Source organism: Marinobacter sp. M1C (genome assembly GCF_023314135.1).
Classification (GTDB): Bacteria; Pseudomonadota; Gammaproteobacteria; order Pseudomonadales; family Oleiphilaceae; genus Marinobacter.
Window position 1 is genome coordinate 3205752 of record NZ_CP092289.1, and the last position, 14413, is coordinate 3220164.

A 14413-nucleotide genomic window follows, 5' to 3' on the forward strand; every position below is an offset into this window, starting at 1 on the left:
CCAGCAAAACGCAGATTCGCCCCACACACACGGCCGGCCAATGACAGCATCACCTGCAACATCAACAACCTGCGCAAAAAACAGTCACCAGAAGGCGAATCTGCAGGCATTGGTGCAACAGATTCGCGACTGGGCCCAAGAGCTGGGTTTTGCCGACCTGGGCATCACCGACGCAGATACCGGTGAGCACGCGGAGCGTCTTAAGCACTGGCTCGAACAGGGCTACCACGGCACCATGGATTACATGGCAAACCACGGCGACAAACGCTATACCCCGGCATCGCTGGTTCCGGGTACCGCGCGCGTCATTTCCGTGCGCATGGATTACCTGACGCTGCCCGACAATCCACAACAGGCGCTTCGCAATCGTGAAAACGCGTACATCAGCCGTTATACCTTGGGACGCGATTACCACAAGCTTATGCGGAAGCGCCTGGCGCAGCTGGCCAAACGTATCGACAGCGCCCTTGAAGGCCACCAGCATCGCGCCTTTGTGGACAGTGCTCCTGTGCTCGAACGCGCTCTGGCCCAGCGTGCCGGGCTGGGCTGGATTGGCAAAAACAACATGGTGATACACCCCAAAGCCGGCTCGTTCTTTTTCCTCGGGGAGATTTATACCAGCGCGCCCTTACCTGTAGACGCGCCCTTTACAACAGACCACTGCGGCAGCTGCTCGGCCTGCCTGCAGCTGTGCCCTACCGATGCATTTGTAGACGCGCACATGCTGGATGCGCGGCGCTGCATAAGCTATTTGACCATTGAATTGAAAGAGAGTATTCCGGAAGAGCTGCGCCCGCTAATGGGCAACCGGGTGTTTGGCTGCGACGACTGCCAGTTGGTGTGCCCGTGGAACAAGTTCAGCAAACATTCAGAGGAAGACGACTTCAAACCCCGCCACGGTCTGGATAACACGTCTCTGGCAGCGCTGATGATGTGGAGCGAAGAACAGTTTTTACAGCGTACAGAAGGCTCGGCTATTCGCCGCACCGGTTATCACGGCTGGTTGCGCAATCTGGCGGTCGGGCTGGGCAACGCCCCTACCACCATTCCAGTAATAGAAGCGCTGCGGGCGCGTCAGGATTACCCGTCTGAGATGGTACGCGAGCATGTGGAGTGGGCGCTGGCCCAACACGGCCTGGGGCCTTGAAAGGCAGCCGTTGCACTCTGAGCGCTCGTATGACTTGAGCGCATCAGAATTTAAACGATCTTACAGTTTGAAAAAGTGCTCGCGATAATGGCGCAGCTCGTTAATAGAATCGCGAATATCGTCCAGCGCCAAATGATGGCCCTGTTTCTTAACTCCATCCAGCACATCCGGGCGCCAACGCCGCGCCAGCTCTTTGATGGTAGACACATCCAGATTGCGGTAATGGAAGAACTCTTCCAGCTGCGGCATGTACTTGACCAGAAAGCGCCGGTCTTGGCCGATACTGTTGCCGCACAGAGGAGAATCACCCGGCTCCAGGTGTTCACGCAAAAACGCCAGGGTTTGCTGCTCGGCTTCGGCTTCGCTGATGCGACTGGCTTTTACCCGTTGGGTCAGACCACTTTCGCCGTGGGTACGGGTACACCATTCGTCCATCGCGCCCATCAGGGTGTCAGACTGATATACCGCAAGCACCGGGCCTTCGGCAATCAGATTGAGTTCGGAATCGGTAATCAGGGTAGCCATTTCGATAATGCGCTCCTGCTCCGGATCCAGACCTGTCATTTCCAAGTCAATCCAGACCAGGCGATTGCCCTTTGCCATCGGTATTTCTCCTGCGTGGTGCTAACGGTAAAATCCGGAATTTATCAGCGCAACAGTCGGTAGTGCAGTCGCTAAACCGATAGTATGCCAAGTAGTATGACAAATAATATGCCAATATGATGACACAGCAGCATTGAAACAACCCCCGAAACTTTACCCGGTTAATGAAAAATTTATGGCAAAACGGCGACTCAACAAACAGCAACAATGGCGTATCGAAAAAATTCAGGGCGAGCGGACAGCACGCGCCGCGCGCAAAGAAGAACAAGTAAAAGAGCAGGTCGATGCGGGTGAGTTAGGGCCGGAAGTTCAAGGTTTGATTATTGCGCACTATGGCCAGCAGCTGGACGTAGAAGCCCTTGAAGGCGGGCACCAAGGCACCGTTGTGCGCTGCTTTGTGCGCGCCAATATCGACAGCCTGGTCACCGGCGACAAAGTCATCTGGCGCTCCGGTAAAAATCTGACCGGAGTGATCGTCGCTCGCTGCGAACGCCTCAACCTGCTGCAACGGCCGGACAATTTCGGCGCGCTGAAACCGGTGGCGGCGAATATTGACTACATTATTCTGGTGATTGCCCCCGAGCCCGAGCCCCATGACAACCTGATTGACCGCTATCTGGTGGCGTCAGAAACCACTGACATTCCGGCCATATTACTGCTAAACAAGACCGACCTGATCAACGACAACAACCGCGGCGCCATAAACGCACTGCTGGCGCGCTATGAAGCACTGGGCTACCAGGTGGTTCGTACGTCTGCCACCCTGGCCGGCAACCAGCCACCGCCGGAAGTAGAAGCCCTGGTGAAAGATCGCACGACGGTATTTGTGGGCCAGTCTGGGGTGGGTAAATCGTCCATTATTCAAACCCTGTTGCCCGATGAAGAGCTGCGGGTGGGCGCAGTGTCGCAGAGCACCGGCAAAGGCATTCACACCACCACCACCGCCAAGCTGTTTCATTTGCCCATCGGTGGCGACCTGATTGACTCGCCGGGCATTCGCGAGTTCGGCCTGTGGCACATGACACCGCAAGAAATCGAGTACGGCTTCCGCGAAATTCGCGACCTGATGGGCTACTGCAAGTTCCGCAACTGCCGCCACGCCGGCGACCCCGGTTGCGCCATTGATGCCGCCGCGGAAGACGGCCGCCTGAGCCCGGAACGCAAAAGGAGTTTCCACCGCATTTTACAAGCTATGGCAGAGCAGCAGGCTCGCGGCCTAAAACTGGACCAACCCGGAACACGGTAGCGCCGTAAATCTTGTGCGTTAGGGTATAAACCTTTTGATGAAATGAGCCGTTTGTTCGACTTCGCGCCACCGTAGTTAAAGGATTTTTCTGATGATGGAAAAGCTGTTTGTTTTGAGCCAGTATCTTACGCCCCAGCTCCCACTCTCCCGTCTGGCTGGGCGCCTGGCTGACAGCACCGGTACGCCAGCCTTACGCCACCGCTTCATACGCTGGTTTATTAACCGCTATGGCGTAAACATGAACGAAGCTGAAAACAGTGACCCCGATGCATACGACAGCTTCAATGATTTTTTTACCCGAGCACTCAAGCCTGGTTTGCGACCCATTGAGGGTAACGAAAGCACGCTGGTTAGCCCGGTAGACGGTTGTGTCAGCCAGTTGGGCAATATAAGCGGGGGCCGCATTTTTCAGGCCAAGGGCCAATCGTTCAGCTTGCTGGAACTGTTAGGCGGCGATCAGCAACGGGCCGATATCTTTGCCGAAGGTGAATTCGCCACCATTTACCTGGCCCCCGGTGATTATCATCGGATTCACATGCCGATGGCCGGACAGTTGCGAGAAATGGTGCACGTGCCCGGCCGATTGTTCTCTGTAAATCCAGCTACAGCGGCCAGCGTGCCCAATCTATTTGCCCGCAATGAACGCGTCGTATGCATGTTTGATACCGCGGCCGGCCCAATGGCGCTGGTATTGGTAGGTGCAATGATTGTTGGCAGTGTGGAAACACCCTGGGCCGGCGTCGTGAAACCGGGAGCGGCGCCAGGCGATGGCGGTGTCAGCCAGAAAAGCTACAGCGGCGAGCAGGCCCTGAAGTTTGCACGGGGTGAGGAAGTGGGTCGCTTCCGCCTGGGATCCACAGTCGTGATGGTGATGCCAAAAGGCCGAGCGCAGTGGAATGATGCCCAAAAACCCGGAAAAAAAGTGCGGTTAGGCGAAGTTTTCGGCCAGGTCGAAGTTTGAAGTTGGCAGCTTGTACTTGAAAACTATCGCGCTCAAGCCTTGGCGAATGGGAAGGCCAGCACGTCATCAATCGAACTGACACCCAGCTTCAGCATCAACAAACGGTCCAGCCCCAGAGCAACGCCGGCGCAATCGGGCAAACCGCTGTCCATCGCGGCCAAAAAAGCGTCGTCTTGCTCCATGGCTGCCTGGCCGCGGGCCTGACGCAGCCGGTTATCCGCTGCAAAACGCCGGCGCTGCTCATCCGCATCCGTCAGCTCCCAATAGCCGTTACACAACTCCAACCCATTAATATACAACTCAAAGCGATGAGCTACCGCGAAACCGCCAACCTGGCTGGTGCGCGCCAGCGAGGCCTGTGACGCCGGATACTGGTGGATGAACACCGGGCAATCCAGCCCTAACCGGGGCTCCACCGCAAAACTCATCAGCAAGTCCAGGCAGTCATCGCGGCTCATACCCACAAGCTGCTGCGGCTCCATCCATTGCCCGCAGCGGGCGTGCAGCTGCGCATCGGTGCAGGTGCACGGATCAATATGCGCCCAGCGGCGAAGCGCTTCGCGATAACTCAGAGTGTGCGGTCGCGAGCAGTCAAGCCAGGAACAGACCAAGTCCGCTACTTCGTTCATCAGGGTTTGGTCATCAAAGCCGCAGCGGTACCATTCCAGCATGGAAAATTCGGGGTTGTGCCGTCGCCCGCTTTCACCGTCGCGAAACACTTTTGTAACCTGGTAGATATCGCCACAGCCGGCGGCCAACAAGCGTTTCATGTGATATTCCGGGGAAGTCTGCAACCAACCGCCTTGACGGCCCGCTGCGCTCACCCGGGCAGCAATACCGAGTAGATTGGGATCGGTGACGCCGCAGCGGCCAAGCACCGGGGTTTCAACCTCCAGCACTTGGCGCTGCGCAAAAAAGCCGCGCAAAAACGACAGTTGTTGTGCGCGGCCTTTCAGGGCTCGACTGGCAGCGCTGGGCTGCCAGCTATCAGCGTTGCTCATCCGCGTCCTAGCTTTTAACCCGGTTCATATATTCACCGGTGCGAGTGTCTACTTTCAACACTTCACCAATGGTGATAAACAGCGGCACGCTAACAACAGCGCCAGTGGACAGAGTCGCCGGTTTGGACCCGCCCTGGGCGGTATCGCCTTTCATACCCGGATCGGTTTCGACCACTTCCAGCTCGACAAAATTCGGCGGCGTAATCGTCAGCGGCGCACCGTTAAACAATGTAACCGTGTAAACATCCTGTTCTTTCAGCCATTTAAGGGTATCGCCCACGGCTTTTCCATCGGCCGCGTACTGCTCAAACGAACCATCGGTGAGCATGAAGTGCCAGAATTGACCGTCGGTGTACAGGTATTCCATGTCCTGATCCATCACGTCTGCACCTTCCAGGCTTTCGTTAGACTTGAAGGTACGGTCCCACACCCGGTTGGTTATCAGGTTGCGAAGGCGCACCCGGCTGAAGCCCTGGCCTTTACCGGGTTTTACAAATTCGTTTTCCAGAATGATGCAGGGGTCGCCTTCAAACAAAACCTTGAGACCGCCGCGAAATTCGTTGGTAGAATATGAAGCCATGAAATGTCCACCTGCCAATAGGCTGTTCAGAATTTTAAGGCCGCTATGATACAGCGAACCCCCATACGTATAGAAGCCCGCGCTTACCCGGAGTCTGGGAAAAGTTCAGAGTCCGCCGGCTGGCAGCAGGTTTTAGCCAACTCCATCAACCGTCCGGCAGAGCTACTGGAACGCTTGGGGCTCTGCCCTGAACAATGGCTGGCCGGTGCCGATGCAGGGCACTTGCTGTTTTCGATACGGGTGCCCGAGCCTTTTTTGGCGCGCATGGAATATGGCAACCCCAACGACCCCTTGCTGCGCCAGGTACTGCCATTGGCCGACGAAACCCGCACCCTGGCCGGATTTGTCGCCGACCCATTGGCCGAAGCCGACGCCATGGCAACAACAGGGCTGATCCGCAAATACAAAAGCCGTGCCCTGCTCATGGTGACCGGGCAGTGCGCCATTAATTGCCGCTACTGTTTTCGTCGCCACTTCCCCTATGACGAGCAACGGCTAAAACCGCAGGACCGCCAAACCGTGCTGGACACACTGGCAAACAGTCCGGAAATTAACGAAGTGATTTTGAGTGGTGGCGACCCCCTGGCCGCCAACGACAAATTACTGGCGCAATGGGCCCGGGCCCTGGAGCAGATCCCTCACCTACGCCGGCTGAGGATTCACACCCGGCTGCCGGTCGTGATTCCACAGCGGGTTTGCGATGCGCTTTTGCAATGGATTCGCGCTACCCGTTTGCGGGTGGTTGTGGTGCTTCATATCAACCATCCCGCGGAAATCGACCAAGCTACGGTTCAGGCCCTGCAGAGGTTAGCCGAGGCCGGTGTGACCCTGCTGAATCAGAGTGTTATCCTTCGCGGTGTGAATGACAGCGCCGATGTACTGGAACAACTTAGCGAGCGGCTATTCGATGCCGGTGTGCTACCCTATTACCTGCATGCGTTTGACCCTGTAGCAGGAGCTCACCATTTTGCAGTCCCGGACAGCGAGGCCAAAGCTCTAACACGTGAACTGCTTGAGCGCCTGCCAGGCTTTCTGGTACCGCGTTTGGTGCGCGAGTTACCCGGTGCTGGCAGCAAAACGCCTCTTGATTTGGAGTAAGGCGAAACAGCTTGTTTTGTAAAAATTTATCAACACGGCGGTTTTCGCTTCCCGTATTCGCTTTGCTGGCCTACATTACGTAGTGAATCTACACACTTTTCCCATGCGCACTGGCACTCACTATGGAAGGCACCTCTCTGAAACCAGATATCCGGGTACCGGAGCAAAAAACTGCGAGCCTTTCGTTCTGCGACACCACACCCAAAGCCTTCAAACAATGGATTGGGTTGTTGCCCATGGCCAACATTGGCGAAGTGTCGCGCCAGCTCTATCACGCCATTATTGAACTGAATCAGCTTTTTTTGCCGCCACAGCAGCGCTTGCAACTGCTTGAACTCATTCGCGGAAAAATCCACTTTGTGTGCGCAGAACTGTCCCGTCACTTCATTGGCACCGCGGTATCACTGCCGGAAAAGCAGCGCAAAATCGCCAATCTGGCGCAAGCCCTGCAATTACACCTTTCCGGCGGTTACAAACTCTGCGTGATGGAACTGTTGGATGCCGGCAACCCGGATAAAAACCGTAAGGTTCTCGCCACCGCCATTCACCGCAGCATTGCCGAGCTGTCCGGCACCATACTGCGGGCGTATCAGCTTTATTGCCCTCCCCCCCCAAACAGCTGGCTGGATTGTCATAAGTTTTACCGATTTGCGCTCGCACACCAGTTAAACGCCGTTGAAGTCGACGACGCCACTCTTGGCCGGCGCAATTCAAGCAGCATTGACGATGCCTACAAACGCATTTTATTGTTGGGTTGCGCTCGGCCTAATCAGTTGCGTCAAACGGAACTGAGCCAGCTTTTCACTCTGCTGGAACCCTTGACCGATCTGACAGATTTCGTGCCCGGCGCCCAAGGTGACAGCTTGTTTGTGGTCAATATGCGCGCAGACAAGTCGCCGGTATACCGCAGCCTGTTGGGCAACGCCGAAGAAGGCGACTTTTTCAGTTTTGACAGCCGCCACCTGTCGGCCCAAATTAACCAGGCCATTCAAACAGCTGATAGCAAAGAAGCGAGCGAACTGACGCTGCCGCAACATACCAGTGATGCTCTGCTGGTACACCTCATCCAGGCACTGGGCACTCTTGCCAAACGCAACTTCAACCGCATAACCAGCCATGGCAGCCTAGAGCTGTGTGTCGGGCTAACCGCCGTGCACTATTTTATGGCGGGACGCACAACCCTGAACGATTTCACCCGACAGCCCGAAGCGGAAGACACCGAAGACAACATGTTTATCCGCAGCTCCACTCAAAGAAACGACGCCTGGGCCGGCGCGCACGATGCCGGTAACAAAGACGAGGGCATGTTGGCCAGCAATGCTCCTATCAACTTCACCAGCGCCCGCACCCGTGCCAGTGCGGCACTCAAAAACGCGCCCCGTGCCTGTCGCGCAAAGATGGTCAATACCAGCCCTGGCGGCTTTTGCATTGCCTGGGACAGCCAAATACCCAGCAGCCTGCAAACAGGCGAAATTCTCGGCGTAAGGGAGCAAAGCTCACAACCCTGGAGTGTTGCCGTGGTTCGCTGGATTCGCCAGATTAAAAACGAGGGCACGCAGATTGGAATTGAACTACAGGCACCCAGGGCGACACCTTGCGCGGTGCGTCTGATCCAGAAACTGGGTAACAGTAGCGAGTACTTACGCGGGCTGATGCTGCCGGAAATCAGCGTCATTAACCAACCTGCCACGTTGATTGTGCCGCGGCTGCCCTTTCAATCTGGAAATCGTATTACCCTGCTGATTGATGATCAGGAAGAACAAGGCCAGTTGCTGAAAAAAATGACGGCAACCGGCAGCATCAACCAATTTGAAATAAAGCTTCAGAGCAGGCCTGACGCTAAAACCAGTGCCAATAGACCCGGTCCTGCTGCCAGCGAAGATGAATTTGATTCGCTCTGGCCCTCGCTGTAATACGCGTAAACTCTTTGTACCTGATTGCGTAACCATCGCTTGGTGTGTATTGACATAGCACCGCGTCCGCGCCGGACTTGTTATTACCCGGCAACCTCTTCATCATTCATACTCATCCAAGAGCCTGGCCTTGCCAGTGGCCCGGCTCCGTCAGTGTGCAGCACGAGATTGTCGAGCCATGCAGAAGAAAGCCTCCACCGTTCATATGCTTATTCTGGATCCGTCACTGAATGACGCAGAAAACCTGATCAGCCTGTTACGCAATTCCGGTCGCGCTACCCGGGCCCATCGCATTACCTCCGAGGAAGACCTCGAAGAGGCCCTCAAAAATGGCAACTGGGACATAGTGCTGGCGCGTGACATTGAACAGGAATGCCCGGTAGACGCCGCGTTAGCCATGTTGCGGAGGCTTGGCAAAGACATTCCTTTCATACTACTGACCGATGACTACGACACGGCCCGCGCCACGGCCGTTCTTAAAGCCGGCGGACAAGATACAGTACCTTACACCGAACAGGCGCTGCTGGTGCTGGTTGTAAATCGCGAACTGACGGACCTTGACGAGCGCCGCCGCCGCCGGCTTTTGGAATCTCACCTGCGCGAAGCCGAACAACGCTGCCAGCGCCTGCTGGAAAGCTCAAAAGACGCCATTGCCTATGTCATTGAAGGCATGCATGTTTACGCGAACGAATCCTATTTAGAGTTTCTGGGTTACGACGACATCGACGAGCTGATGTGTATCCCGGTTCTGGACACCCTCGGCAGCCAAAGCCAAGACGACTACCGCCAACTGATTAAAGGCTTTGCCAACCAAAGTAGCGAACGGGTGAGCCAAAAAGTAACTGCGCGGCGCAGTGACGGCCGCGAGCTGACGGCCAATATGCAGGCCTCGGCCGCCACCTTTGACGGCGAACGCTGCACCCAGATTGTGCTGCGACCGGAGCACAACGGCGAAGAACTGGAAGAAAAACTGAGGCAAATCAGTAATCAGGACCTGCTTACCGGCCTGTATAACCGCCCATTCTTCATGGCCTCGCTAGCGGAAGCTATTACCCAAGCCGGTGCCAGCAGCGAATCTGGCGCGCTGGCTTATATTTCATTAGATAATTTTGCGCCGCTGAAGCGGGACGTTGGCATTGCAGGCGTCGACTTTTTGCTGCGCGATTTAGCCACTCTGCTGCGCGAGCAGGTAGGTGCAGACATGACCTTGGCGCGCTTGGGCGACGACTCGTTCGCACTGCTGAACCTGCCCTACAGCGAAAATGACATGGTCCGCCTGGCACAGAAAATCTGTACAGCCATTGCGGGTTCGCTGTTCGATGTCGACGGCCATTCGGTGCAGCTCACGGTGAGTATCGGCGTTGCGGCCATCACCGAAACGGCGCCCAAAGCCGAAGAGTTGATGGCCCGCGCGCACCGCGCTTCAGCCGAACTAAAAAAACAGAACGAGCAAACCCACGGCAACGGCGTGCAGGTACACAATGCCGCCGAACACCGAATACTCAGCGATAACACCGCCATAGACGGCATACATCGTGCGCTGGACAACGATCAATTTCGCTTGCTATTCCAGCCAGTTATCAATTTGCGCGGGGAAAATGAGGAACACTACGAAGTTTACGTGCGTATGCTGGACGACAAAGGCGAAGAGGTTTCCCCCTACGATTTCTTACCACCCTTAGGGCCCACAGACACAGCTATGAAGGTTGACCGCTGGGTATTCTTGCAAGCCATAAAAAAACTGGTTGCGCATCGTGTGAAGGGCCAGAACACTCGGTTATTTCTGAACGTGACCGCCGAAACCCTGCACGATAAAACTTTCACACCCTGGCTCAGTGTGGCTCTGAAAGCTGCACGCCTGCCAGGTGACACGCTAATATTTCAGCTCCGCGAATGCGACGCCAATAATTTTACAAAACAGGCAAAGGACTTCGCAAAAGCCCTGCATCAGCTGCATTGCAAAGTGTCCATAACCCAGTTTGGCTGCGCCTTGAACCCGTTTCATGCGCTCAACCATATCGACACCGACTACGTTAAAATAGACGGCTCGTTTACCGAAGAGCTGCAGAATGATAACGACGCCCGCGAACATCTCAAGGAAATGGTACAATCACTACAAAGCGCCGGCAAGCTGTCGATTGTGCCGCTGGTAGAAAGCGCCGGCATACTGGCAACCCTGTGGCAGGCCGGGGTAAATTACATTCAGGGCTACTACTTACAACCGCCCACCCCCGAAATGACCTACGATTTCAGCGACAATTGATCCCCAGGCGCTCTTTCAGGCACTATTTCAGGCACTACTTATAGCCCCGTGTCATGGCTCCGTGGCGGTTGCACCTGTTGATTGGTTTCACTTTCACGAAAGCCAATCAGGTACAGAATGGCGTCTAACCCGAGCGTTGAAATGGCGTGGCGGGCAGATTCCTTCACCACGGGCTTGGCACGAAACGCCACGCCCAAGCCGGCTTCGCTGAGCATGGGCAAATCATTAGCGCCGTCACCCACTGCAATCACTTGTTCGTGGGAAATGCGTTCTTTTTTCGCAATTTCCAGCAGCAGTTCGGCCTTGCGCGCGCCGTCTACAATGGTGCCAGACACCTGGCCGGTTACCTTACCGTCCACAACCTCCAACTCGTTGGCATACACATAATCAATGCCCAGTTGGCGCTGAAGGTTGCGAGCGAAGTAGGTAAAGCCGCCCGACAGAATCGCAGTCCGGTAACCCAACGCCTTCAAGCTTCGAATCAGGTGTTCAGCGCCTTCTGTCATTTTCAGGCGCGCGGCAACCCTCTCCAGAACCGACTCATCCAAACCCTTCAGCAGCGCAAGACGCTCGGCAAAGCTCTGGCTGAAATCCAGCTCTCCGAGCATTGCACGCTCGGTAATAGCCGCCACCTGAGGCCCTACACCGGCCTCTAGCGCCAGTTCGTCAATCACCTCGGCTTCAATCAAGGTGGAGTCCATATCGAATACCACAAGGCGGCGGTTGCGGCGGAAAATAGAATCTTCCTGGAACGCAATATCCACATTCATCTTGCTGGCCAGATGCAGAAAGTCGGCTCTCAACTGTGCCAGATTATCTGGCGTGCCACGCACGGAAAATTCCACACAGGCAGTGCGATTTTCATCCACGTTCAGTGACGGCCGCGCCGACAGGCGCGTAATGTTGTCGATATTGAGCTGGTGCCGCGCGGTAATCGCCGACACCCGCGCAATCTGCTTAGCGGTTATGTCCCGCGCCAGCAAGGTTACAATGTAGCAGGCGCGGTTGCGGCCTTGGGCCCACTGCTGGTATTCCTCCGGTGTAATCGGCGCAAACCGCACCTGCAGATCCAAAGCGTGCAAGCGAAATAACAGATCGCGGATCACCGGTGACGAGTGCGACGCGTCAGGAATCTGGATCAGAATCCCCCACGTCAGGTAATCGTGAATCACCGCCTGGCCAATATCCAGAATGCGCACCTCGTACTGGCCCATGATACCGGTAATCTCGGAGGTCAGGCCGGGCTTGTCGCGCCCGGAAACGTTGATCAGAACCAGTTCACTCACTGTCTGCTTGCTCCTGTTGATGGGCCGCACCGGTTGCTGCCAATCCTCTACCCGCAACCCCGATACGGTCAACCCGCTGCAGGCCCCGTGGCAACTTGTGGCCGCGACGGCCACGCTCACCCAGATAATGCTCAAGATCGCTGAACTGAAGGCTCATTTTGCGTTTTCCGGCGTGGATCTCGAGCTGGTCGCTGCGGGCGAATACCGCCACCGCTACTACAAACTCTTCACGGGACTGCACCCGCGTCGAAGGAATACTGATCAACTTGTTGCCTTTGCCTTTAACCAGTTCCGGCAGTTCTGTGAGTGGGAACACCAACATCCGGCCTTCGTTAGACACCGCGGCCACGTATAGGGTTTCGCGACTTTCAGGCGCCATCACCGGCACCATCACCGGCTCCATAATGCGGGCACCCTTAGGCACACTGACCAGAGTCTTACCGTTGCGATTCTTGCTCAGCATGTCACCCAGCGAGGTTGCAAAGCCATAACCGCCATCGGTCACCAGCACCACCTTGCGCTGGCTGTCGCCCATCAGCAAGCCGCAGAATTGAGCGCCCGGCGGCGGGTTGACGTGCCCGCTCAGCGGTTCGCCCTGACCTCTCGCCGACGGCAGGCTGTGAGCCATCAGGGCGTATGCACGCCCGGTCGAGTCAAGAAAAATAACCTGCTGGTTATTGCGCCCGTGTGCCTGCAAAGAAAACTTGTCACCTGCCTTGTAACTCAGACCCAGCGGATCGATATCGTGGCCTTTGGCCGCTCGCACCCAGCCTTTTTCAGACAGCACAACCGTGACTGGATCGTTGGACACCAAGTCAATATTACTAAACGCCCGCGATTCACCACGCTCTACGATCGGTGACCGGCGGTCATCGCCGTAAGTTTCGGCATCTTGTTCCAATTCGGTTTTAATCAGCTTACGCAGCTTTTTCTCGGAGCCCAGAATGGATTGCAAGTGATCGCGCTCGGTGGCCAGTTCATCCTGCTCGCCACGAATTTTCATCTCTTCCAGCTTCGCCAGGTGGCGCAGCTTCAGCTCAAGAATTGCCTCGGCTTGGTCCGCCGACAACGAGAACCGAGCCATCAATTCGGCTTTAGGCTTGTCCTCATAGCGGATAATTTCGATCACTTCGTCCAGATTCAGATAAGCAATCAGCAGCCCTTCCAGCAGGTGGAGTCGGGCCAGCACTTTATCCAGCCGGTATTGCAGGCGTCTTATCACCGTGGCGCGGCGGAACGTAAGCCACTCGGTCAGCAGCTGCACCAGGCCTTTCACACCCGGGCGGCCATCGTTACCAATCACGTTGATATTCACCCGATAAGGCTTTTCCAGGTCGGTACTGGCAAACAGATGCGCCATCAGGCCTTCGTCGTCTACCCGGCCTGAACGGGGCACAATCACCAACCGGGTGGGGTTTTCGTGGTCTGATTCATCGCGCAAATCCGCCACCATGGGCAGCTTTTTGGCCTGCATCTGATGGGCAATCTGCTCCAGCACCCGGTTACCGGATACCTGATGGGGCAAGTCAGTGATTACCAGGTCGCCGCCTTCATTCACCCAGCGCGCACGCATGCGCAACGAACCGCGGCCGGTCTCGTACATTTGCAGCAGATCTTTACGCGGGGTAATAATTTCTGCCCGAGTAGGGTAATCCGGGCCCTGGATGTATTCGCACAGCTGTTCTACCGTGGCATCCGGCGCGTCCAGCAGGTGAATACAAGCAGCCGTCACTTCGCGCACGTTGTGGGGCGGTATGTCGGTCGCCATACCCACGGCTATGCCCGTGGTGCCATTAAGCAACACATGGGGCAAGCGCGCCGGCAGTATCGAAGGCTCGTCCATGGTGCCGTCAAAATTGGGCACCCAGTCAGCCGTACCCTGGCCCAGTTCGCTGAGCAGCACGTCGGCGAAGCGCGCCAAACGCGATTCGGTATAGCGCATGGCAGCAAACGATTTGGGGTCGTCTGGCGAGCCCCAGTTACCCTGACCATCCACCAGCGGGTAGCGATATGAAAATGGCTGCGCCATCAACACCATGGCTTCGTAACAGGCGCTGTCGCCGTGGGGGTGGAATTTACCCAGCACGTCGCCCACGGTGCGCGCAGACTTTTTGTATTTGGACGTCGATTTCAGGCCCAGTTCCGACATGGCGTAAATAATGCGCCGTTGAACCGGCTTAAGCCCGTCACCGACATTGGGAAGAGCCCGATCAAGAATGACGTACATGGAGTAGTCAAGATAGGCTTTTTCCGTATAGTCCCTGAGCGCAACCCGCTCAAAGCCCTCATCCGTTGTCTGAAACTCTGGCATGGAT

The 14413-nt window shown here is 56.1% G+C and carries 11 protein-coding genes; 6 read left to right on the plus strand and 5 right to left on the minus strand.

Going from position 1 to position 14413, the window contains the following annotated elements; genetic code table 11:
* Window positions 1-40 precede the first annotated feature (40 nt).
* Window positions 41-1147 (plus strand): tRNA epoxyqueuosine(34) reductase QueG, encoded by a 1107-nt coding sequence (gene queG / locus MIH19_RS15025; protein WP_249005633.1) that lies wholly within the window; start codon window positions 41-43, stop codon window positions 1145-1147.
* A gap of 60 nt (window positions 1148-1207) precedes the next feature.
* Here queG and orn read toward each other — a convergent pair whose 3' ends face one another.
* Window positions 1208-1750: an oligoribonuclease gene (gene orn, locus MIH19_RS15030; RefSeq protein ID WP_249005634.1), complete on the minus strand. Its 543-nt coding sequence runs from the start codon at window positions 1748-1750 to the stop codon at window positions 1208-1210.
* 175 nt (window positions 1751-1925) lie between these two features.
* Between orn and rsgA the strand changes: the two genes are divergently transcribed.
* Entirely contained in the window at window positions 1926-2996 is a 1071-nt protein-coding gene (gene rsgA, locus MIH19_RS15035) for a small ribosomal subunit biogenesis GTPase RsgA (RefSeq protein WP_249005635.1), read from the plus strand.
* A 91-nt stretch (window positions 2997-3087) separates the two neighbouring features.
* On the plus strand, window positions 3088-3957 hold the full coding sequence (gene asd / locus MIH19_RS15040; protein WP_249005636.1) for an archaetidylserine decarboxylase: 870 nt from the start codon (window positions 3088-3090) through the stop codon (window positions 3955-3957).
* 32 nt (window positions 3958-3989) lie between these two features.
* On the opposite strand, the gene epmA is transcribed toward asd, so the two are convergent.
* Both epmA and efp read right to left on the minus strand, forming a co-directional pair.
* The gene (gene epmA, locus MIH19_RS15045) at window positions 3990-4958 is read right to left on the minus strand and encodes an EF-P lysine aminoacylase EpmA (protein ID WP_249005637.1); all 969 of its coding nucleotides are present in this window, start codon (window positions 4956-4958) and stop codon (window positions 3990-3992) included.
* Window positions 4959-4965: 7 nt separating this feature from the next.
* Window positions 4966-5538, minus strand: coding sequence for an elongation factor P (efp, locus tag MIH19_RS15050; RefSeq protein ID WP_249005638.1), 573 nt, complete (start codon window positions 5536-5538; stop codon window positions 4966-4968).
* 45 nt (window positions 5539-5583) lie between these two features.
* On the opposite strand from efp, the gene epmB reads away from it, so the two are divergent.
* The 3 genes from epmB to MIH19_RS15065 all read left to right on the plus strand — a co-directional run bounded on the left by epmB (window position 5584) and on the right by MIH19_RS15065 (window position 10812).
* The gene (epmB, locus tag MIH19_RS15055) at window positions 5584-6636 is read left to right on the plus strand and encodes an EF-P beta-lysylation protein EpmB (RefSeq protein ID WP_249005639.1); all 1053 of its coding nucleotides are present in this window, start codon (window positions 5584-5586) and stop codon (window positions 6634-6636) included.
* A 122-nt stretch (window positions 6637-6758) separates the two neighbouring features.
* Window positions 6759-8549 carry a GTPase gene (locus MIH19_RS15060; protein WP_249005640.1) on the plus strand — a complete coding sequence of 597 codons (1791 nt, stop codon included), beginning with the start codon at window positions 6759-6761 and terminating at the stop codon, window positions 8547-8549.
* A gap of 178 nt (window positions 8550-8727) precedes the next feature.
* A complete protein-coding gene (locus tag MIH19_RS15065; protein ID WP_249005641.1) occupies window positions 8728-10812 on the plus strand; it encodes an EAL domain-containing protein in 2085 nt (694 codons plus the stop codon).
* Window positions 10813-10850: 38 nt separating this feature from the next.
* On the opposite strand, the gene serB is transcribed toward MIH19_RS15065, so the two are convergent.
* Together serB and parC are read right to left on the minus strand one after the other, a co-directional pair.
* Entirely contained in the window at window positions 10851-12098 is a 1248-nt protein-coding gene (gene serB / locus MIH19_RS15070; protein ID WP_249005642.1) for a phosphoserine phosphatase SerB, read from the minus strand.
* Window positions 12091-14409 carry a DNA topoisomerase IV subunit A gene (parC, locus tag MIH19_RS15075; RefSeq protein WP_249005643.1) on the minus strand — a complete coding sequence of 773 codons (2319 nt, stop codon included), beginning with the start codon at window positions 14407-14409 and terminating at the stop codon, window positions 12091-12093. Before parC ends, serB begins: the two co-directional genes overlap by 8 nt.
* Window positions 14410-14413 lie beyond the last annotated feature (4 nt).

Excerpts from the sequence above, each read along its gene's own strand:
- epmB (WP_249005639.1), top strand. The coding sequence starts at position 5,584 with ATGATACAGCGAACCCCCATACGTATAGAAGCCCGCGCTTACCCGGAG.
- orn (WP_249005634.1), bottom strand. The coding sequence starts at position 1,750 with ATGGCAAAGGGCAATCGCCTGGTCTGGATTGACTTGGAAATGACAGGT.
- epmA (WP_249005637.1), bottom strand. The coding sequence starts at position 4,958 with ATGAGCAACGCTGATAGCTGGCAGCCCAGCGCTGCCAGTCGAGCCCTG.
- queG (WP_249005633.1), top strand. The coding sequence starts at position 41 with ATGACAGCATCACCTGCAACATCAACAACCTGCGCAAAAAACAGTCAC.
- rsgA (WP_249005635.1), top strand. The coding sequence starts at position 1,926 with ATGGCAAAACGGCGACTCAACAAACAGCAACAATGGCGTATCGAAAAA.
- parC (WP_249005643.1), bottom strand. The coding sequence starts at position 14,409 with ATGCCAGAGTTTCAGACAACGGATGAGGGCTTTGAGCGGGTTGCGCTC.
- MIH19_RS15060 (WP_249005640.1), top strand. The coding sequence starts at position 6,759 with ATGGAAGGCACCTCTCTGAAACCAGATATCCGGGTACCGGAGCAAAAA.
- efp (WP_249005638.1), bottom strand. The coding sequence starts at position 5,538 with ATGGCTTCATATTCTACCAACGAATTTCGCGGCGGTCTCAAGGTTTTG.
- asd (WP_249005636.1), top strand. The coding sequence starts at position 3,088 with ATGATGGAAAAGCTGTTTGTTTTGAGCCAGTATCTTACGCCCCAGCTC.
- MIH19_RS15065 (WP_249005641.1), top strand. The coding sequence starts at position 8,728 with ATGCAGAAGAAAGCCTCCACCGTTCATATGCTTATTCTGGATCCGTCA.